A 20122-nucleotide genomic window follows, 5' to 3' on the forward strand; every position below is an offset into this window, starting at 1 on the left:
GCTTCGGGCGTTGACAGGTGCCCGTTATTTGGGCATACTCCATTAACGATGAAGGGGCGCAAAGACGATCAGATAGACCTGTTCGGGTCCGATAACCTGGAGCAGGCGGCGGCTTTACTGGAGCTCAACTGGCAATTCCGCTCGTCGCGCGCCCTTATGGCTGCGCATCAACTGGGTTTCTTCGAGGCGCTGGCAAAACCGCGACAGGCAGATCAGGTCGCACTCAAGTGCGGCACAGATCCACGGATGACGGAAAAGCTTTTAATCGTCTGCTGCGCTCTGGGTGTAGTGAAGCGCGACGGGGAGCGTTTCGCGCTGACTAAGTTGGGATCGGACGTACTGCTGCAGGACAGCCCCCGCTACATCGGTGGCACAATAGACCACAATGAGATCCTCTGGTGGGCGACCACCGGACTCCCGGAAGTCGTACGCACAGGAAAACGCGATGCAGCTCCGGAGCCGCCCGAGCATTTCAAGCAGCATCTATTCGATAACTGGATCTGGGCCATGCACGGCATCGCATCCAACGGCCAGGCGCAATGGGTGGCCAGGCAGATCGACCTCAGCGACAGAAAGCTCCTGCTCGATGTAGCGGGCGGACCCGGCACCTACAGCATCGCATTGTGCCAGCGCTTCCCACATTTGAAGGCCGTTGTGTGGGACCTGCCGGAGACACTGGTTATCGCCAGGCAGGTGATCCAACGCTTCGGCATGAGCAAACGTGTTAAAGTCCAGGCAGGCGACTGGAGCAAAGACGAGTTCGGCTCAGGCTACGACTGCCTGCTGATGTCCAATATCCTGCACGGCCCGGGCAGCCACGCAGACGTAAGGCTGAAACAGGCTAAAAAGGCGTTAAAGCGGGGCGGGCTGCTGATAGTCCACGATTTCCTGCTGAACAACGACAGATCCGGCCCTCTGCCGGCATCCCTCTTCAACTTATGGCTGGGGACATACACGGTGAGCGAGATGATCGCGGTCATACGCAAAGCCGGATTCAGTGACGTATCGCTGATCGCCGGCAACGGGCAGCACGGCAGCGGGCTGATAACCGCACGGCGCCCGTGAAATCCATCCGGGGCGCTCAGTCTTCAGGCAGCCCCGCAGCGAACTCAACGGCAACGTTAACGGCGGTAACTCAATCTAATTATGATAAGGGAGATCAATATATGGAACTGAAAGACAGAGTCATTTTAATCACGGGCGCCTCGTCAGGCATCGGTAAAGCGGTGGCGCTGGCGCTGAGCCACGGGCATAACCGCATAGCCATATTGGCGCGCAGACAAGAATTGCTTTCCGATGTTGCTGAAAGCATCCGCAAGAACGGCAGCGAAGCGCTGGCCATCGTCGGCGATGCGCTGGATGAGAAGCAGGCGGCGGACGCCGTTCATGAGGCGGCGCAGAGATTCGGGCACATCGATATCGCGTTGCTGAATATAGGGATAGGACCTTCGCTCGAAATAGCAAAGGCCTCTCCCGATGACATCAAGCAGAACATGCGCATAAATTACGATACAATGATCAATTTCTTCTGTCCGCTCGTCCAGCAGATGAAAAAACAGGAGTCGGGCGGGATCATCGCCAATACCAACTCACTGGCCGGGTTCGTGGGGCTCCCTACGCAGGGGCAGTACTCGGCCGCCAAGGCGGCCTGCCGCATGTTCCTGGATACCGCCCGCATTGAGCTCAAGCAGTACAACATCAGGGTGCTGACGATATGTCCCGGATTCGTAGTCACGGAAAGAAATAAGCACCAGGGGATTCCCCGCTCTCTCACGATGACCACGGATCAGGCGGCCAAACATATCCTGGCCGCTTTGAAATCAGAACGTAAGGAATACCTGTTTCCCAACCACCTGAAGACGGCCGTCATGCTGCCGAAATTTCTGCCGCGGTCTGCAACCGAGAGGCTGCTGTCCCGGTTCTCGCATTAGTGACTGCACGATCACGTTTTTCAATTTTTAATGTCAGCCGGTAAGTTGAATGTTATAATGGCGTCCACACACAGGCCGGCCGTCAGGCTGGGTCAGAAGTTATACGAAGGAGGTTGATATGCCGGTTTACATCGCGTTGACTCGTCTCAATGAGGTGGGGAGAGAGGCCGTCAAGACCAGTCCCAGTAAAATCAAAGCCAATAAAAAAGCGCTCGAGGCCATGGGGGTAAAAGTGCTGGGACAATATATCACACTGGGCCGCTATGACTTCATCAACGTTTTTGAGGCAAAGAACGAGGAGACCATTCTGAAGGCTGCGGTAAACCTTTCGGGAAAAGGCATCGCCCACACTGAGACACTGGTAGCGCTCACGTTAGATGAGTTCCTTAAAATAGGCAAAAAGCGGGCCAAGTAGAGATATTCTGCATTATCCACATTCGATGATTAGCCTGCCCGTCGCCATAAACCGCCGGAGATAGGCGGAATGGATAGGCGAACCTGATAAGACTGGATTTATTCTGAGATTACCGGTTTTGCAGGATCTGCCCGACCGCTTTGCGCGCCCCGGACATCACATTCGCCACGCCTCCGCCGCTTTCGCTCTGGGCGCCGATGAACCACAGCCCCTGGATAGGCGTCTTATGGGCCGGCGGCTTGTTGCCCATGACGGGAGGCACCCCGCCGAACGAATGGTGTTTCAGATGGGTGCGCAGGCGGAAATCTTCGGGGGTGAGTATGAGACGGGTTTTGGTATGCCGGCGCAGGCCGGGTACATGGCGTTCGGCCGTCTCCACAAGTTTATCCGCCAGCTCCTCACGGCGGCTGCTCCAGGACCCTTCGGCCAGCGTATCCGGCGCTACAGTATAGATCGTCACCGCATGCTGGCCCGACGGCGCCAGCGATGGTGAATGCAGCGAAGGCACATAGATGAGCAGCCCGTCCCTGCCCTCATGGTAATGACCGGAGCGCAGACGCTGCACCGCTTCCTCCAGATCGTGAATATAGTAATAGTAGCAGAGCGCCGCCGGCTGATACGGTGTTGGATCAAAGTCTATTCCCAACTGCACCATCAGCACCGACTCCATCAGGCGATTGCACTCGACCTGATTGATTAAATCCGCAGGCAGGTTCTCCCTGCCGACCAGGTCGAAGAACACCTTTTTCATACCTCCAGAGGCCAGCACCACGTCTGCAGCTTCAAAACCACCTCCAACCATCCCCACCCCTTTGACCCGGCCTTCCTCGATCACGATCTTGCTGACGGCGGTGCCGGTGATGACCTTGCCTCCATTCTCCAGGATCGCCCCCTGAACGGCATCAACCAGTGTCCGGCAGCCCCCGATAATATAACAGAACGCAGCCTGTGCGCTCCTGGTGCCCGGGTAGGCCGGGATACGCTTGTCGAATGCCGTCTCGAGATGGATGGCGGGCACTCCCAGGGCCGGGAACTCGCTGGGCGCGGTGACGAAATCGGCCACGATACCCAGGAAGAATGTTTTAAGGACGGGCGACTTGAAGTAATGGTCCATCAACTGCGCGCCGCTCCAGTTCAGCCTGCCCTTGACCTTTTGAAAGGCTATTAACATGCGCAGCTTGAGCCACAGCGCTGCCGGACCCCGGGCCATCTCGACCCGGCGGGCCAGCGACATAAGATCGATCATCTGATCGTAGAAGCGATAGTAGCTGTCGAGCTGTACGCTCTCGTCCGGAAATATCTTCTTCAGGTGCTCCCGCCGCCAGTAAGGGCCCTCATATTCCCGGGGTTTCCACAGCGTAAATTCGGGCAGCGATAGTCCGCGGTCTTCGCGCACCACTTTGACCCGATCGCTGACACCCAGTTCCTCCAGTATGAGGCGTCCCTTGTCGCCCGGCGCGAAGCCCTCTATCAGAAGCGGGCCGATATCCCAGGCGAATCCGTCCTTCGACACGGTTGCAGTCACTCCACCGGCAGTTGGAAACTGCTCGAACACCGTGACGGAATGCCCGGCCCCGGCCAGATACGCCCCGGCGGTCAGGCCGGACATGCCGGAACCTATAACTATTGCCTTCATAACGTACTCCTGTCCGTTGAGACCGTCCGCCTGATAAGCCTACGCTGTTCCACCTTTCCGCTCCGCCAGCTCCTTCACCAGGGCGGCGTGGCTCTGGCGCGTGATGGGATACCAGATCAGGAAAGGCAGGCTGATTATGAGTATCACGGAAGGCACTACCGCGAAAAAGAGGCGTATGCCGAACAACGCGTGTTCCGTCTGCGCCACGTTCGGCACGTAACCGTACAGCTGTAAAGCCCATCCACAGACAGCCACTCCGAGCGCACTGGTGAACTTGGACAGGAAAGCCCACAGCCCGTAATAGATTCCTTCGCGCCGCTCACCGGTCATCTCCTCGTCATACTCGACCACATCGGGCAGCATGCTCCAGGGGAAAACCCACTGCGCGGAGAATCCGATGCCGACTACCACCGCTACCAAATAGATCCACGGCGTGGGGCCGTAGGGGAAAAAAAAGCCGGTGATAATGGCCCCTGAAGCTATGAACAATCCCAGCGCGTATGAAGGGCCTTTGTTGATCCTGTCCGAGACCAGCTTGGCCGGTATGAGACAAATACCGATCGTCACCAGCATGACCAGCAATATATATGAGACCTGGTCTTTCATATCCAGTTGATACTGGATGAAATAGGGCACCAGTGCGGTCAGCACCGTGAAGCTGAAGCTGCTCAGTATGAAGGCGATCATTAAAATTACAAAGGGCCTGTTCTTGAACGCAGTCAAGACCGCGCTGACCGGCGGCATTTTTGATGGTTCTCCTGCCGACTCGGGCGATTCCTTGATCGAAAGTGTGGTAATCAGGATAGTGATTGCAGCTATGGTTCCAAAGACTGCGCCGGTGGCGCTCCATGCCTGCTGCAGGTCCAATCCCGCGCCCCGGAAAATCCCGGCCAGCATGGTGGTCAAAGCTGCGCCCAGGATATATCCGACTACGTTATACACCATGCGGATCGAGGTCAGGCTGGCGCGCTCGTTGTAGTCGCGGGTCAGCTCGGGGGTCAGGGCATAGTAGGGAGTACAGGTCATGGTATGGAAGGTGTCCACCAACCAGAAGCTGAGCAGCACGGCAAAAAAGGCAGACACGCCTTCCAACCCCGTAGGCAGTGAGAACATGATCCAGGCGGCAAAACCGAGGGGCACAGCGCCGATGACCATGAAAATCCGCCGCCTGCCGAAACGTGAACGCACGCGGTCCGACCAGTAACCGAAAAGAGGATCGTTGATTGCATCCCAGGTGATTTTACCGACGAGCAGCGCCGCACCGGCCAGAGCGGGATTGATGCCTGCCACATCGGTGTAATAGTAGAGCAGGAAGAACTGCATGGCGGACGTTATCAGGGAAAAGCCCAGGTCGGCCAGACCATATCGGAATTTAAGGCCGAACGACAATTTTTGGTCCATGCTGCACCTCACGAATAAATCAATATCTCACGATAGACAGAGCGGACGAAACGAGTACCTGTCTCTCCAGCAACATACCCAACCTTGATCGACATAGTATATGTAAACAGACAGATAATCTCAACCGGCCGGTTTAAATGTACCAAACGCTTCTGCTAATATTTTTCGAATATCCGCAGGAGGTGGAATCAAATGGTCCGCTGACAACCTGCCGGGATCGCCTCAAGTATAGTAACGAAAAGGAACGGGTCAGAGGTCATCCTGGTTGAAAGGTTCGTCCCCCTGGCCGGAGAAAACGACAACGTTGCCACCAGAAAATGGTACCTGTTCGATCCGGAAGCGCTGAAATGCCTAATTTCGATATGCTGAGCAAGGCCGGTTTGAAACTGCGGGTCAATTCCCTGATTATCGACACTATCGTGAATAAGAAAAGAATTTAAGCTGTGATATAATTCCTCCAAAATACGCAGGGAGGCTCTGACGATGGCGCAGAAAGTGGACCTTTTCCCTCACGACAGCTCGCTCGAGCGGCTGCCCGCTCCCCAAAGGGACAAGGAAATGTCCCGGAAGCTGCAGCGCCTCATCGCCTATGCGTACGGCAAAGCCCCCGGCTTCAAGCTGCGCATGGACGGGGCGGGGATCAAACCGGGCGACATCAAGGCCCTGGCGGACCTGCAGAGAATTCCGGTCCTGCGCAAGGACGACCTGATCAAGCTGCAGAAGGAGCTTCCGCCCTTCGGGGGCTATCTGGCCGTACCCCTGGATGAGATCGACCACATCTATCAATCGCCGGGCCCGATCTATGACCCGCAGAGGAGGTTGAAGCAGGGCACCCTGCCGCCCGACATGGGCAAAGGACAGATAGCCGTTAACACCTGGTCCTATCACATCACCCCGGCGGGAATGTTAATGGACCGCCTGCTGAGGGCAATGGGTTTCACCGTCTTCCCGGCGGGGACGGGCAATACCGATCTCCTGGTGCAGATAATGCGCGACCTGAAGGTATCATACTTCGTGGGGACTCCATCCTTCCTGGCCGCCATCATCAAAAGAGCGGAGGAAATGGGATTCGATATCAAAAAGGACTTCAACCTGAAATACGCACAGGTCTTCGGCGAGATGGGAGGGGACCCCCTGAGGAAGATGTTCAGCGAGAAATACGGCATCACCTGTGTGGGCGGCGACAACTATTTGACCGCCGATATAGGCCCCATCGCGGGCTCCTGTGAAAAGGGCGCAGGCATGCACGTCAACACCGACGTGATCGTTGAAATAGTCGACCCGTCGACCGGCCGGGCCCTGCCTGCCGGCGAGGTCGGCGAGGTGGTGGTGACTCCCTTCGATGAAGTATATCCCCTGATACGCTTCGGAACGGGTGACCTCTCGATGCTGGTGACCGAAACCTGCGCATGCGGCCGGACTACATCCCGCCTGCCTAAAATCATGGGCAGAAGCGGAGACGCCGTCCGTGTACGCGCCATGTTCGTGCATCCCAGGCAGACCGACGAGGTTATCTCGAAGTTCGGGGAGATAGCACGTTACAGGATCCTGGTTAACAGGCCGGCCGACAGGGATGAGATGCTGCTGCAGGTGGAGCTCAAGGCCGGTCCCGCGGACCGGGACGCCTGGGAAGAATCGCTGAGAAAGGAATTCCAGAATACCTGCAAGGTGAGGTTCGACGCTCTGGAAGTCTTGCCCGCCGGCAGCATTCCGGGCGGTGAGAAGACAATCGTCGACAGGCGCGTTTATTAGATTTTGGCGGCGTTATAGCCAAACGATATTACTTGAGGCTACAAGGAGGGGATCATGGGAAATGCAACGGAGAGCCAGGCGACCCGGGCGCCGCATTCCAAGCTTCCGCTCGGTATTAAACTGAGCTTCGGCATCGGCGACATCGGCAGCAACATCTTCATCGTAACAACCGGGATGTACCTGCTATTTTTCATGACAAACGTAATGGGCATTAATCCGGCGCTGGCCGGCACTATGCTTCTGTTCCCCAAGCTTTGGGACGTTATCTCCGATCCGCTCATGGGCGCCATCTCGGATGTCACGCGTTCACGCTTCGGCAGGAGGCGGGTGTACCTGCTCTACGGCGCCGTGCCTTTCGGCCTATCGTTTTTCATCCTCTTCCTTGCACCCGGCTTTCAGATGGAGTTCGCCAACGCGTTACAGACATCTTTGTTATTTGCACTGGGCTGCACAGCCTTCACCGTGATCAACGTCCCCTATGCCAGCATGGTGCCGGAGATGTCCGACGACTACAACGAACGCCTCTCTATAGTCTCCTTCCGCATGACATTCGCCTCCATCGGCGCCTTGCTGGCCGGCGGGCTGACCATGGCGCTGGTGGCGGCCGGTGGAGGCGGCGCGGACGGCTTCCGCTTCATGGGCGGTATCTTCGGGCTGGTCATTATCGTTTCCTGCCTGTGGTGCTTCTTCGGCACGAGCAAAGCACCTTCGCTGCCGCCACACAAGGAGACGCCTCCTGTGAAAGAGCAGGTCAAGATCGCAGCCCGCAATTATCCGTTCGTAATACTGATGACGAGCTATTTCCTGCAGGCGCTGGCCATCGGCGTGATGATGGCCGGATTCGTCTACTATGTGAAATACGCCATGACCCTGCCCGAAACGGCCATGAATATCGCTTTCCCCATCTTTATGGTCACCGGCGTCATTTTTATACCGGTCTGGCTGGCTGTGGGCAAAAGGCTGGGCAAGATAAGGTCGTATTACATCGGCCTGGCCATATTCACCCTCTCAATGGGCTCGCTCTTCTTCACCAGCTCCTCACAACTGATGATTTTCTATGCCCAGATATTCATAGCCGGCATCGGATTCTCCAGCTTCCAGCTCTTCCCCTTCTCCATGCTGCCCGACACTGTTGAATACGACCAGCTGCAGTCGGGGATGCGGCGTGAGGGAATCTTCTCCGGCATGTGGTCGGCCGGCCAGAAAATAGCCTACTCGGTGGGCCCGCCCATCGTGGGTTTCGCTCTGGCCCTCTCGGGTTTTGTCACCGATGGGGTCCAACCCGAAAGCGTGGCCACGGGTGTGCGCATCGTCTTCTGCCTCTTCCCCGCTGCCATGATCCTGCTCAGCTTCCTGCCGTTCAGTAAATATAAAATGACCGAGGAGGAATTCGAGAAGGTCAAGGCGAAGATCTCGGACGCGGGCAAATCGTAGGGGCGGATTTTTAAATCCGCCCAAAGACGGGCGCAGCTAAAGCAACGCCCCTACTGTCCTTACATATCTATGCGGGGAAGGCCTTCTCGCCCAGCGCCATGCGTACCAGGTCCGTAATAAACACCTTGCGCAGGCCTCGCTCCGTCGTGGGGCGCCTGAGCACACGATCGCACATGGGGCAGAGGGTAACAAGCACATCGGCCCCGCACCTTATGGCATCATCCACGTTTTTAGCCTGCACCTCGGCTGCCAGCTGTGGATAAACCTTTACGAAGGCCCCTGAACAGCACAGCGCCTTTTCCCTCTCATATTCCCGCTTCGGGCGTTGTACGCCGATCAGATCGAAAATCTCGTCTACGAAAACATCCTTGGCGGGGGTGTAGCGCGATGCGCAGGGCCGCTGGTAGGCCGCCTTTACGCCCAGCTTCGTAATCTTGCTTTTATTATCGCGCAGGTAGTTGCGCATGTATTCGAGGATATGCATGTACTTGAAAGGCACTTCGATGCCATAGTCCCTGACCTTGGCATCGACCATGGCGTAGCAGTCATCATGCAGAAAGATGATTTCATTGCCGAGTTTGGCGACGTTATCTATAAATTTCCGGGCATTCTCCGCTACAGGCGTTTCCACTCCGGCATGCACATAGCCCACATAGCAGAAGTACTCGCCGCCCTTGGCGATAGTCAGGCCGTCGAACATCTGTCCGCCGATGGCATCCGGCGGCAGCGATAACTCCATCACGCAGAGCGAGAGGACGGGTTTATCGGGGTCGCCGGGTATCACCTGTCCCGGCAGAGTGGGGGCCATGGCAAACATCTTCAGGCTATCGGCGCCTGCATAGGAACCGTGCTTTTCCATCGCCTTGAGTATCAGGTCGAAGGGATCTGCGCCGGTGGGGCAATACTCGCGGCAGGCGCAGCACGTCACGCATTTGCTCAGTATGGCGGCAAGCTTTCCGTCCAGGAGGTCTTTTATATCTGCAGCAGCTTTCTTCCCGTCATAATCCACATAAAGGCATTTCGTCAGGCAATCGCCGCACAGGTCACATTTAGATGCGTTCCACACGTTTAACCTCCTTAATCCGATCTGCCTGCCGGGCCCTTCCCTGAGGCGTCTCGATTTCGCCGAAAAAATATACGTTGACTATGGTAACATAATAGGCTGTGAAAAACATGCGGGCTTTTACCGCCCGTACCCGTTAGTTAAGAGGCATGCGTAAATAAGGAGGATGTATACATGTTCAAAACCAGGATGACGGAGCTATTCGGCATTCAGCGACCTATCATGCTGGCCGGGATGAACTGGATCACGGAGCCGGGGCTGGTGGCGGCGGTGTGCAACGCAGGCGGACTGGGCATGCTGGCCACGGCGCGCTTCTCCCCGGATGAGGCGAGAAAGAACATACGCGAGGTCAGGAGCCTGACCGATAAGCCTTTTGGCGTTAACCAGGCCCTGGTCCTGCCCGGAGCGCGCGAGAACGTCGAGGTGGCCATCGAAGAAAAGGTGCCCGTCCTCAACTACGCGCTGGGCAAGCCGTGGTTTATCGATCGTGTACATGCTTACGGCGGCAAGGTTATGGGCACCACCGCCACTGTCAGGCACGCTGTCAGGGCCGAACAGCTCGGATGCGACGCAGTAATCATTACCGGAAACGAGGCTGCGGGACATGGCACCATTGCCACCTCTCTGGTCCTCATCCCTATGGTTGCCAGCCAGATAAAGATTCCTTTGATAGCGGCCGGCGGGTTTTACAACGGCCGGGGGCTGGCTGCGGCTCTGGCCCTGGGCGCGGATGGGATATCGATGGGCACGAGGTTCTCACTGACTAAAGAGAGCCTGGTACACAATAATTTCAAGCAGCTCTGCCTCAAAGCTACGGAGCAGGACACGCTCTACAGCAACGCCTTCGACGGCATGCCCGGGCGTGTGCTCAAGACAAAGGCGGCCGAAAGAATGATGAAGAGCGGTATACAATTCTCCGAAGCCTTCCAGGGCGCCGGAGAGATACGGAAAATGCTCGGGCTATCTTACTGGAAGTTTATCGGGCTGAGCCTTCAGATGTGGCGGGCCGAGGAAGGTTCCCCCATCTGGTCGCAGGCCCGCCAGGCCGTCGGTATGAGAAGGCATCTCAGGGCCATCAACGAGGGCGATGTCGATGAGGGCATACTCTTCGCGGGACAGGATTGCGGCGGCATAGACGACCTGCCTGGAGTGCAGGAGCTGGTTGACCGCATTATGTCCGAGGCTGAAGCGGCCTGCGATTCCCTGCAGCAAAAGCGGCGCTGACTGCGCTGGAAGATCAGTCCGATACAGAGGGAGAATGCGCTGCAAAACGTCGGATACGCCTGCCAGCATTGACTTTGATGGGTGAGCCGTGTCCGAAGCAGGCCGACTCAAACTCTTGTCCCGCCAGCTTCCTGGCAGATCGTCTTAGCTGAGCCACATCAGTTGTGAAGGGGATGGACGGCCACTTCAGGCCGAAACGCTGCGCCAGCAGGTCGCCGGTGAAGACGACGCCGTTGCTCTTGAGGAAGATGCACATGCTGCCGGGCGTATGCCCCGGCGTATGCAGTACGCGTATCCCTCCGGCCAAAGGAAGTTCGTCACCGTCAGCTACCTCGTGATCGACTTTGACCGGTTGGGTAGCCAGCAAGTGCTGAAAGGGACGCGCCGCACGGCAGAGCCATCCGGGGCGCGACGGTCCAGGCTGAGGCAGCCTTCCATCTATATAAGGCGCATCCGCCGCGTGGGCGACGACCCTGGCACCGGTGATCTCCACCAGCCCAGCCAGCCCGCCGGTATGATCGGTATGATGGTGCGTGATGATGATTGAAGCGATGCGCGAAGAGGAGTAACCCAGGCCGCGTACCCTTTCAATAATGATCGGCTCTTTGCCTTTAAATCCCGTATCAACCAGCGCAAGCTCGCCGCCTGTGTCGATCAGGTAGACATTGGAACCCAGGTCGGCCTGGTCCCACCACCGGCTGAGTTGAAAAACTCCGGGTATCACTTCCCTCATATGTTCTTAATTTTACACCGGCACAACATATTTGGTGACATGGAAGTATTGTGATATCGTTAAGCAGAGCCATCGGGAGGAGACCGCTATGACAATTGAGGAACTGCGCCGGCGCGTGGACGAGTGTTTCGATCGCGAGGAGTTTCTCAATGCTCTCGAGTACTCGGTTGAACTGATAAGCCGACACGCAGACCAGGTGACCTTCGAGGACATCTTCAAGAAAGGGCTGTGCCACTTCAAGCTGGAGGAGGATGCCGAGGCTATCGGCTGCTTCAACAGGGCACTGGAGAGGGAACCCGATAACGTGATGGCGCTGACCAACAAGGGCATCTGCCTCTTCAATCTCGACAAGGTTAACGAAGCATTCGCGGTTTTCAACCTGGCCATTAAGCTTAATCCCAATGTGTTCCCGCCATGGCATTACATGGGCCTTCATTACCTGAGGACCTACCTGAAGACCGGCGATCTTGCGGCCATGATAAAAATGGTCAACTGCTATCGCCAGGTGGTGGGGATGGCGCCCGATTTCGGGGAATTCACCATTCACGATCCGATCGATGATGCAGATTATTCCATCGATCGCTTCCTTGAGCTGCATAAGGGCGTGAAGGACCTGCCTGTAGAAATGCTGACTTCCCTCTAATACCGCCAACCTTTCTAAACAATAGTCTCATGCGCGCTATTAACAACACACCTGTCATAGCTTTCGCCGGCAAGGGTGGCGTAGGAAAGACCACCTGCGCGGCGGCCACAGCCCTGCATTTGGCATCGCACGGACGCAAGACCCTGGCCATCTCCACCGATGCCACTCCTTCACTTTCGCACATCTTCCAGTCGGCGCCCGCGGAGATCCCGTCGCAGGCTGCAGACGGCCTCTTCTTCCTGGAGATCGGCACGGGCCAGGCCAGGCAGATGTGGGAGAAAAAGTTCGGCCGCGATGTTTATCATGTGTTTTCCTCATTCGTGGAGATAGCCTATGCTGATTATGTTGATTTCATGGCTTCCGTACTGCCGGGACTGGCCGAGGAATTTATAGTCGATTACATCCGCGAGCTTTCATGCGGCAGGGAGTGGGATACAATCGTCTGGGATACGGCGCCGCTGGGACAGACCATGGCGCTGCTGCAGACGCCCGCGCTGCTCACACAGCATCTCCGGCTGGCGCCGCGCATCTATACTAAAATCAAAGCGGGGGAAGGCACCAGGGAGACGATACTGGATATCATCCGGCGCTGGGAGGAGCTGTCGGCCGCCGATGTAGCTTTCTTACGCAACGGGGTGGAATTCAATATAGTTGCTATCCCGGAGGCACTGGCGGTCAACCAGCTGGATGAAATACTCGGCGATCTGGATAAATATGATCTCAAAGTCAAGCGGCTGATCATCAACAACGTGATTCAGACGTCGGACTCCGCTTTCTTACGCAGGAAGGCCGGCCAGCAACAAATATACATGAAGCAGCTGCACGATAAATACAACCGGCTCCGGATGTCGCAGGTACCCCTCTTCCCGCACGAGATAAAAGGGCGTGAGACGCTGCTTAAGGTCGCGGAAGCGCTCTACTGAACTGATGCCACAGCACGCCGGTCAAATCGCCAGGGCGAAGTTCAGGTATAGCTGGGCGGCCTGCACCACCTGGCTGAAAACCACAGATTCCTCTGGTGTGTGTGCAGTCTCGAGCCGGCCCGGGCCGAGGATAATCGGATCGACGCCGGCCCCCCACAGCACGTTGCCGTCCGAATTGCTGCGGAAATCCTGCGTCTCCCAGGGTACCTTCATACCCTTGCAAACCTCGCGCAGCCTGCGCACCAGCGGCCGGTCCTGCGATATGCGATAACCCGACTGCGTATTTTCAAATCTGATATAGGCATCGAGAGAGGGTATGACCTTGCCGGCATCCTCCACAAGATGTTCCAGGTCGGCCTTGAGCACATCCATACGGGAATCGGGAGGCAGGTGAAGGTCCAACCAGGCCTCACAGGTATCCGGCACCACGAATCCGCCGGGAAAACCCGAAAGCTGCCTGATGTTATAGACCAACCCGCTGGAGACCGTAGTAGTATACCCGGTGACCTGCAGCAGCAGCTTGAGCATATTCTCTATAGCATTCTGCCCCAGCTCGGGCATGGAGGAATGCGCCTTTTTACCGCGTGTGCGTAAAAGGACTTCCAGATATCCATAGTGGCCCAGGCAGGGCATCATGTTGGTCGGCTCAGCCACCACCGCCCAGGGAAAACGGTACTCGCGCACCAGGGTTTTGGCGCCGTCGCTCTCCTCCTCTTCGCCCACCACCAGCGCCATGCCTACAGAGGGGAACCTGCCTTTTTTATCCGCCAGCACCGTAAAGGCCTCTATCATGGCGGCGCAGCCCGCCTTCATATCCGAACTCCCCAGGCCGCAGACCTTCTCCTCCTCCTCATAGAATCCGAAGTCATCGAGATCATGCGCCGTTACCGTGTCCAGATGACCCACGAAACAAAGGTCTACTTCGTCGGTTTTGGGGGGCAATACCACGATGTTATAGCGGTTTTCATCCACCGCCTGTCTCTTGACATTAAGCCCTCTCGATCTCAGGTACTCTTCGCAGAACAGCAGTATCTCCTCTTCCTTGCCTGACGGACTGTATATGTCCACCAGGTCCTGCAGGAGCTTTTTCAGTCGATCCGGCTTGATCTCAACCGCTACGCCTGTGCTCGGCGCCATTTTTTTTCCCCCTCAGGCTGCGTTTTTTCTCCTTCTCTTTCTCTTTCTGCTGCTCCGTCGCCGCCGGATTATAAGTCATATAGATGTGCTGCTGCGGATTGCCGAAACCCTTGGCGCGGAAGAAATGCAGGGCGGGCAGGTTATCCGCCTCCGTATCGATCATGAAAATACGCACGCCTGCCTCTATCATTTTATCCTCGAATTTATTGAAAAGGCGGCTGGCCACTCCCGTCCTCTGGTATTCCGGAGATACGACCAGCCAGACAAGATAACCATATTTCCAGGCTGATTTCTTTTTGGTGACCACATTGCCCAGGGCAAATCCCAAAATCTGCCCCTCCAGCGCCGCCACAAGGCAGTACTCTGTATCCTCGTTGAACATGGAGATGACTTCAAACTCGTCCCAGGTACGATAGAGCGTGGGCGTTTTATCAGCTGTAAAGACCTGCTCGCCCAGGTGAAAAACTTCCGGGATGTCGTCAACTTCCATCTCCCTGATATCGATATCTATCTTTTTCCTGCCGCCGTTCTCCCCTTGATCAGGCAGGGCCGCGGAAAGTGGCTTTTCATTGTTGCCGCGCTGCCCGGCAGCGCCGTTGATACTCATATAGCCTCCCTGTGAATGATAAATCGTATACGCAAGGTAAACCTGACTATCAATGCATTTAAAACTGATATCCCAGAGAGCGAGCCTTGTCGTAACACTTCTTAGCCTCGGTGGTGCGCTTGAGCGTCTCAAGCGTCAGCCCCTTGCTGTACCACAGTGCCGGATTATTGACATCGAGGGCCAGCGCACGATCAAAGGCAATAATAGCCTCGTCGTAACGCTTCAGCTCATGCAGGGCTTTGGCTTTATAGCCCCAGGGAAACGAGTTTGCATCATCAAGCGAGATTGATTTATCGGTTGACTTCAGCACGTCTTCATACAACTGGCTCTTCATCTGGGCATAGGTGAGCTCGTCCCACAAATCAACATTGGCCGAATCCAGCGAGGCAGCCCTGGCGTAACTTTGCACAGCCTCCTGGTACTTACCCTGGGCCTGGTATACCAGTCCCTTGCTCTCCCAGTAGACAGCGTCGTTGCCGTTAATAGAAACAGCCTTATCCACGCTTTCCAGGGCTTTATCATGCTGGCCCAAGTTCATGTAGGATATACCTCGATAATTCCAGGCATCGGCGAAATTGGAATCAAGCTTAATGGCCTGATCATAGCTATCAATAGCCTGCTCGAAGTTTTTCATAGCATCCAGAGCCTGCCCTTTATTGAAGTGGACCGCCGGATTGGACGGGTCCTTCTCCAGCGCACGATCGAAATTGAGCAACGCCTTCTCAAACGCCCCCTTGTTATACAGGTCGATTCCCGTCTCATTGAAGGCAACGGCCTCCTGATTGCTGCTGTATCCCTGGCTGCCCGTCTGGCAGCCGGCCAGAGTCACTACCAGCAGAACCAGAAAAAGCGCCGCCACGTGATAAAAAGCCGGTTTACATACAATTATTTTCTTTTCCATTTGTATTCCTTAGAGATTTATTATAGACCATGTACGGTCGGACTTTATCACGGAATTGTAGCACCGGGCCTCCCGCAAGTAAATTCGCGCAGCCTGATTAATTCATCCCTTTAATGGTACTAAATAGTTATTGACACACGAGTACGTGTAAGGTAACATTGTCCGCGAACGTAAGGAAGGTGTGTCTTGATATGATATATAGAATTATCACCACAATTATCGCCTTGGCACTTATAACTCTGACTGCCGCGCCATCACTGGCACAGGGCCTGTTACCTGATGGAGAAGAGGAAAACGTGATCGGTGGCGGCGGTGTAGTCACTCCGACCATACCCCTGCAGGTCGCAACCCAGGGTGCCACGAGTATAACGGGTACATCAGCCAATCTCAATGGCTATCTTCAGTCGATGGGACCGTACAGCGTTGTTGATGTTTGGTTCGAGACCGAAGACGGTGGGGAGATCTCGCACCAGTCAATGAGCTCGCCCGGATTCTTTACAGCCTATCTGGGGCAGCTCGAGCCGGGAACGGCCTACAGGTACAGGGCAGTGGCCATGGCGACCCTTTTGGGGGGACAGAAGAGCGAGGGCTCGTTCGTCAGTTTCACCACGCAGCACACGGTACCGCAGGCGCCGATAGAGGTCTCGACATCATCAGCCTCCGACATAACTTCCGGCTCAGCGGTGTTACGTGGTTACCTGTCCAGCATGGGTCCCTACGACAGTGTCACCGTATGGTTCCAGTGGGGCAGCTCAACAGGTTACGGCAACACCACCGTCCAGCAGACCGTCTATGCGCCGGGACCTTTCAGCATGCAGATATCCGGCCTCAGCCCCAATAACATGTATTATTTCCGCGCCGCCGCCAAGCCTGACCTGGTGGGCGTATCGGCAGTATATGGCAATGCTCAAAGCTTCAGCACGCCCGGCGCGGCCAGCCTGACAGTTAGCACCGGCTCCGTATCCGGTGTGACCAGTAACTCCGCCACACTGGTAGGCTATCTCGAGTCATTGGGGACCTACCGCAATGCCTATGTCTGGTTCGAATGGGGTCCGACCACTGCCTACGGACAGACTACGACTATGCAGACGATGTATTCGCCCGGCACATTCAATTTCACTCTCCAGGGACTCAATCCGGGCACCATCTATCATTATCGTGCCCTGGCAGTGCCTTCGGCGACGGGCGGCATGACCGTACATGGATTCGATAGTATTTTCACAACTACGGCTGCTCCGGGAGTAAAGGTCAGCACCAGCGTTGCCACCAACATCACCGCTCAATCCGCCACGCTGAATGGCTACCTGAACGCCATGGGAATGAGCAGTTACGCATATGTATGGTTCGAGTATGGGACCGATACTACTTTCGGCAATTCAACTCCGCACCAGAGCATGAGCATGCCGGGCAGCTTCAGCAACAGCGTTGTCAAATTACAGCCCGGTCTGACCTACTATTACCGGTCCGCTGCATTCTCCAACGGGTACAACGTATACGGGCAGTACAGCACATTCCAGACCACACCTTCATCGCCCGTGTCCCTGACGACAGGCGCAGCCAGCAGTATCAGCACGACCGGCGCCACACTCAACGCTTACGTTAATTCGCTGGGTGGGCAGCGTTCAGTGCAGGTGTATTTCAATTTCGGCAAGAGCATGGAGTTCGGCAACGTTACTGCAGCGCAGGCTGTGACCTCACCCGGCACGGTCTCCTATCAGGTATTGGGGCTGGTCCCGGGCACAACCTACTATTTCCAATCGGTCGCTCAGACGCCGGAAAACCTCAAGGTTTACGGCTCCACCGAGATATTCAGCACCGTATCCAACTCCACCCTGTCCGTGGCCACCTACCCCGCCACATCTATTACAGCTTCAAGCGCCATCCTCAACGCATACCTGCAGGATATAGGAAACACCGCGACGGCTCAGGTCTGGTTTGAATACGGCACCACGGCAGATTTCGGCAATACCACCAACATGCAGACATTGAACAGGAGCAGCTCTTTCAGCTCGGTCGTTACAGGCCTGGCGCAGGGCAGGACATATTATTACCGCGCCGTGGCACTCAATCCGACCGGCGGCGGGCGCTCCGTAAACGGGTCCGTAAGCTCGTTTGTAACGCCTGGCAGCGGACCGACACCTCCTCCTGCTCCCGGTGTGCCTGTCTTTGTCTGGCTGATCATAGGCGGCTTTGTAATCGTCATCATTATCGTCATCATTCTGCTGGCCAGCCGCCGCTAAGCTGGATTCCGAAGTATCAGACCCGGCGCAGGTGACCTGCGCCGGGTCTTTTTTAACCAAACATCCCCGTAAAGATTACCTTACACGCACAGCCGATGATATAATAGTTCAACTTATCATCGCAGGATACGCGGAAAATGGGAAAGATATTCTTTATCGATGTGACCAACCGGGACGGCGTGCAGACGGCCAGGTTGAGCCTGTCCAAGCTGCAGAAAACCATGATCAACATGTACCTCAACGATTTCGGTGTTTTCCAGTCGGAGTTCGGCTTTCCTACGACCAAACACGAGACCAACTACCTGCGTGCCAACCTCGAGCTGGCCGCCATGGGGGTGCTCAAGCCGATTCGCCTCAGCGGGTGGATCAGGGCAACCACCGAGGATGTTGAAAAGACTTTCGATATGGTACCTGAGATCGAATATCTGAACCTGTCTATCTCGACTTCGCAGCAAATGATACAGGGCAAATTCAAGGGCCGGAAATCCCGGGTGGACGTTCTGGAGCAGATGGCCGAAGCGGTCCAAATGGCCAAAAAGCTGGGCGCCAGGGCGATCGGCGTCAATGCCGAGGACGCATCGCGTACCGACATCGATTTCCTGATCGAGTTTGCCAGAGAGGCCAGGGCGGCGGGCGGCGACAGGTTCCGCTACTGTGACACGCTTGGATTCGACGATCCATTTTCGATTTATGAGAGCGTAACAAAGATAGCCGATGCGGCCGCTATGCCGGTGGAAATACACTGCCACGGCGACCTGGGTATGGCGGTTGCCAATTCGATAGCCGGGGCCAAAGCTGCCGTTGATGCCGGACAGGACGCTTATATAAACACGACTCTCAATGGCATAGGCGAGCGCGCCGGCAACGCGGACCTGCTCTCCTGCATCCTCGCCCTGCTCAAGTCCAAGGGTTTCGCCAATAAATACAAACTGGGCAGGGCGATAAAGCTCAACCGCGCCTACAAACTGGCAAAGTACGCCAGCCTGGCCTTCGGCGTACCTATCCCCATCAGCCAGCCGGGAGTAGGAGAAAATGCGTTCGCCCACGCCTCGGGTATCCACGCAGACGGCGTGCTCAAGGACCCCGAGAACTATGAGCTCTACAATTTCGAGGAGCTCGGCAGGGGTGAGCCAGAGCTGGTCGAGACCGGCCGCATGATCTGCTCGGGTGAATATACGGGCATCTCCGGTTTCAGCCATATCATGGGCAAGATGGAAGTCTCGTTCGCTAACGCCAGCGAGGCCCGCAAAATACTCGAGCTTGTGCGCTTCGCCAATGTCGAGGCGCAGGTCCCGCTCACAAAGGACGAGTTGCATTTCATTGCCAAATACCCCGCGATCATCAAACGGCTTTTGACGCTAATACCACTTGAGTAGCCTCCCCATCAGTCCATTTAAAATTTAATCCCCTCCATGCCGTGGTTCCAATGTACCCGGGCTTTGCCTTAAAAGTCTTTGTTGCCCCAAAAGTGGGCAATCTGCCCCAAAAGTCAGCCTCTTACGAGTGGGGAGGTGAGGTAGATGTGCAGGAAGAAGGATAACTTATTCTGTGGGAAAATTGGACGAGCGCTATCTGTATCTCTTGTAATTATTGGGGCAGTTGGCTGTATATTATGTGATCTAGCCTTATATCGCATTGCCCCAATAACCGTGTTCGTTAATGGATGTTGTTTTTTCCTAATTGGCGTGATTCTATTAATCTATTTACTTCTTACTCGTCAAAAAGTAAATCACTCCGATCAATCCTATAAAAAATGCGCCCCAACAATAAGGCTGTATAACTGCAACGCAATTTATATCACAACCAATTGGATCAAAATAATAAAGACCCCAATTAGTATTGTCAGAGGATTTATTAGCAATTTCCTCAAGGTGAAGTGTAAGCCAAGTCAAAAACCCACCTGCGAAACCAATAATAAGAACAATACTAAAGATAATCTTCCCCAACACAATCAACCTCCGAGTTAATATCTATACTATTGTACCATCATAAAAGACTGTAATAACAAAATAGGAGAATGATTAAATGAGAACAGATAGGGAATTTACGGATAAACAGAAGGAACTAATCAGACAAATGATA

Annotated in this window: 18 protein-coding genes; 10 read left to right on the plus strand and 8 right to left on the minus strand. The window is 55.5% G+C overall.

Annotated features, from left to right (window positions below; all coding sequences use genetic code 11):
* Positions 1-48: 48 nt before the first annotated feature.
* The 3 genes from WC359_06815 to WC359_06825 all read left to right on the plus strand — a co-directional run bounded on the left by WC359_06815 (position 49) and on the right by WC359_06825 (position 2346).
* The gene (locus tag WC359_06815; protein ID MFA5400130.1) at positions 49-1065 is read left to right on the plus strand and encodes a methyltransferase; all 1017 of its coding nucleotides are present in this window, start codon (positions 49-51) and stop codon (positions 1063-1065) included.
* A gap of 101 nt (positions 1066-1166) precedes the next feature.
* Complete coding sequence (locus WC359_06820; protein ID MFA5400131.1) at positions 1167-1931, plus strand: SDR family oxidoreductase; 765 nt, start codon at positions 1167-1169, stop codon at positions 1929-1931.
* Between the two features lie 118 nt (positions 1932-2049).
* Positions 2050-2346 carry a GYD domain-containing protein gene (locus tag WC359_06825; protein MFA5400132.1) on the plus strand — a complete coding sequence of 99 codons (297 nt, stop codon included), beginning with the start codon at positions 2050-2052 and terminating at the stop codon, positions 2344-2346.
* Positions 2347-2455: 109 nt separating this feature from the next.
* On the opposite strand, the gene WC359_06830 is transcribed toward WC359_06825, so the two are convergent.
* Both WC359_06830 and WC359_06835 read right to left on the minus strand, forming a co-directional pair.
* Positions 2456-3982, minus strand: coding sequence for an NAD(P)/FAD-dependent oxidoreductase (locus WC359_06830; protein MFA5400133.1), 1527 nt, complete (start codon positions 3980-3982; stop codon positions 2456-2458).
* 39 nt (positions 3983-4021) lie between these two features.
* The gene (locus WC359_06835; GenBank protein MFA5400134.1) at positions 4022-5383 is read right to left on the minus strand and encodes a glycoside-pentoside-hexuronide (GPH):cation symporter; all 1362 of its coding nucleotides are present in this window, start codon (positions 5381-5383) and stop codon (positions 4022-4024) included.
* Between the two features lie 483 nt (positions 5384-5866).
* On the opposite strand from WC359_06835, the gene WC359_06840 reads away from it, so the two are divergent.
* Positions 5867-7135, plus strand: coding sequence for a phenylacetate--CoA ligase family protein (locus WC359_06840; protein ID MFA5400135.1), 1269 nt, complete (start codon positions 5867-5869; stop codon positions 7133-7135).
* Positions 7136-7189: 54 nt separating this feature from the next.
* Positions 7190-8569 (plus strand): MFS transporter, encoded by a 1380-nt coding sequence (locus WC359_06845; GenBank protein ID MFA5400136.1) that lies wholly within the window; start codon positions 7190-7192, stop codon positions 8567-8569.
* Between the two features lie 67 nt (positions 8570-8636).
* On the opposite strand, the gene WC359_06850 is transcribed toward WC359_06845, so the two are convergent.
* Positions 8637-9635, minus strand: coding sequence for a (Fe-S)-binding protein (locus WC359_06850; GenBank protein ID MFA5400137.1), 999 nt, complete (start codon positions 9633-9635; stop codon positions 8637-8639).
* A 171-nt stretch (positions 9636-9806) separates the two neighbouring features.
* Here WC359_06850 and WC359_06855 point away from each other — a divergent pair, with 171 nt between their 5' ends.
* Entirely contained in the window at positions 9807-10856 is a 1050-nt protein-coding gene (locus WC359_06855) for a nitronate monooxygenase (protein MFA5400138.1), read from the plus strand.
* A gap of 13 nt (positions 10857-10869) precedes the next feature.
* Here WC359_06855 and WC359_06860 read toward each other — a convergent pair whose 3' ends face one another.
* Positions 10870-11589: an MBL fold metallo-hydrolase gene (locus tag WC359_06860; protein ID MFA5400139.1), complete on the minus strand. Its 720-nt coding sequence runs from the start codon at positions 11587-11589 to the stop codon at positions 10870-10872.
* Positions 11590-11677: 88 nt separating this feature from the next.
* Between WC359_06860 and WC359_06865 the strand changes: the two genes are divergently transcribed.
* Both WC359_06865 and WC359_06870 read left to right on the plus strand, forming a co-directional pair.
* Entirely contained in the window at positions 11678-12232 is a 555-nt protein-coding gene (locus WC359_06865; GenBank protein ID MFA5400140.1) for a tetratricopeptide repeat protein, read from the plus strand.
* Between the two features lie 29 nt (positions 12233-12261).
* Positions 12262-13155, plus strand: a complete 894-nt coding sequence (locus WC359_06870) for an ArsA family ATPase (GenBank protein ID MFA5400141.1) — start codon at positions 12262-12264, stop codon at positions 13153-13155.
* Positions 13156-13176: 21 nt separating this feature from the next.
* Here the strand turns inward: WC359_06870 and WC359_06875 are convergent, their stop codons facing one another.
* Genes WC359_06875 through WC359_06885 form a run of 3 tightly spaced genes read right to left on the minus strand, consistent with a single transcriptional unit; the run spans position 13177 to position 15800 of the window.
* Positions 13177-14292, minus strand: a complete 1116-nt coding sequence (locus WC359_06875; protein ID MFA5400142.1) for a M20/M25/M40 family metallo-hydrolase — start codon at positions 14290-14292, stop codon at positions 13177-13179.
* Positions 14264-14899 carry a GNAT family N-acetyltransferase gene (locus WC359_06880; GenBank protein ID MFA5400143.1) on the minus strand — a complete coding sequence of 212 codons (636 nt, stop codon included), beginning with the start codon at positions 14897-14899 and terminating at the stop codon, positions 14264-14266. The genes WC359_06875 and WC359_06880 overlap by 29 nt, the downstream gene beginning before the upstream one ends.
* A 58-nt stretch (positions 14900-14957) precedes the next feature.
* The gene (locus WC359_06885; protein MFA5400144.1) at positions 14958-15800 is read right to left on the minus strand and encodes a tetratricopeptide repeat protein; all 843 of its coding nucleotides are present in this window, start codon (positions 15798-15800) and stop codon (positions 14958-14960) included.
* Positions 15801-15991: 191 nt separating this feature from the next.
* On the opposite strand from WC359_06885, the gene WC359_06890 reads away from it, so the two are divergent.
* Both WC359_06890 and WC359_06895 read left to right on the plus strand, forming a co-directional pair.
* A complete protein-coding gene (locus WC359_06890; GenBank protein MFA5400145.1) occupies positions 15992-18040 on the plus strand; it encodes a hypothetical protein in 2049 nt (682 codons plus the stop codon).
* Positions 18041-18177: 137 nt separating this feature from the next.
* Entirely contained in the window at positions 18178-19416 is a 1239-nt protein-coding gene (locus WC359_06895) for a homocitrate synthase (GenBank protein MFA5400146.1), read from the plus strand.
* Between the two features lie 327 nt (positions 19417-19743).
* Here the strand turns inward: WC359_06895 and WC359_06900 are convergent, their stop codons facing one another.
* Entirely contained in the window at positions 19744-19989 is a 246-nt protein-coding gene (locus WC359_06900) for a hypothetical protein (GenBank protein MFA5400147.1), read from the minus strand.
* Positions 19990-20122: the final 133 nt, after the last annotated feature.

It is taken from the genome of Dehalococcoidia bacterium (assembly GCA_041653995.1).
GTDB lineage: Bacteria > Chloroflexota > Dehalococcoidia > GIF9 > UBA5629 > CAIMUM01.

What these genes read in the sequence shown, in the direction of transcription:
- WC359_06895 (MFA5400146.1), top strand. Translation starts at nt 18,178, where the DNA reads ATGGGAAAGATATTCTTTATCGATGTGACCAACCGGGACGGCGTGCAG.
- WC359_06845 (MFA5400136.1), top strand. Translation starts at nt 7,190, where the DNA reads ATGGGAAATGCAACGGAGAGCCAGGCGACCCGGGCGCCGCATTCCAAG.
- WC359_06820 (MFA5400131.1), top strand. Translation starts at nt 1,167, where the DNA reads ATGGAACTGAAAGACAGAGTCATTTTAATCACGGGCGCCTCGTCAGGC.
- WC359_06825 (MFA5400132.1), top strand. Translation starts at nt 2,050, where the DNA reads ATGCCGGTTTACATCGCGTTGACTCGTCTCAATGAGGTGGGGAGAGAG.
- WC359_06860 (MFA5400139.1), bottom strand. Translation starts at nt 11,589, where the DNA reads ATGAGGGAAGTGATACCCGGAGTTTTTCAACTCAGCCGGTGGTGGGAC.
- WC359_06815 (MFA5400130.1), top strand. Translation starts at nt 49, where the DNA reads ATGAAGGGGCGCAAAGACGATCAGATAGACCTGTTCGGGTCCGATAAC.
- WC359_06890 (MFA5400145.1), top strand. Translation starts at nt 15,992, where the DNA reads ATGATATATAGAATTATCACCACAATTATCGCCTTGGCACTTATAACT.
- WC359_06840 (MFA5400135.1), top strand. Translation starts at nt 5,867, where the DNA reads ATGGCGCAGAAAGTGGACCTTTTCCCTCACGACAGCTCGCTCGAGCGG.
- WC359_06885 (MFA5400144.1), bottom strand. Translation starts at nt 15,800, where the DNA reads ATGGAAAAGAAAATAATTGTATGTAAACCGGCTTTTTATCACGTGGCG.
- WC359_06865 (MFA5400140.1), top strand. Translation starts at nt 11,678, where the DNA reads ATGACAATTGAGGAACTGCGCCGGCGCGTGGACGAGTGTTTCGATCGC.
- WC359_06830 (MFA5400133.1), bottom strand. Translation starts at nt 3,982, where the DNA reads ATGAAGGCAATAGTTATAGGTTCCGGCATGTCCGGCCTGACCGCCGGG.
- WC359_06855 (MFA5400138.1), top strand. Translation starts at nt 9,807, where the DNA reads ATGTTCAAAACCAGGATGACGGAGCTATTCGGCATTCAGCGACCTATC.
- WC359_06875 (MFA5400142.1), bottom strand. Translation starts at nt 14,292, where the DNA reads ATGGCGCCGAGCACAGGCGTAGCGGTTGAGATCAAGCCGGATCGACTG.
- WC359_06880 (MFA5400143.1), bottom strand. Translation starts at nt 14,899, where the DNA reads ATGAGTATCAACGGCGCTGCCGGGCAGCGCGGCAACAATGAAAAGCCA.
- WC359_06870 (MFA5400141.1), top strand. Translation starts at nt 12,262, where the DNA reads ATGCGCGCTATTAACAACACACCTGTCATAGCTTTCGCCGGCAAGGGT.
- WC359_06835 (MFA5400134.1), bottom strand. Translation starts at nt 5,383, where the DNA reads ATGGACCAAAAATTGTCGTTCGGCCTTAAATTCCGATATGGTCTGGCC.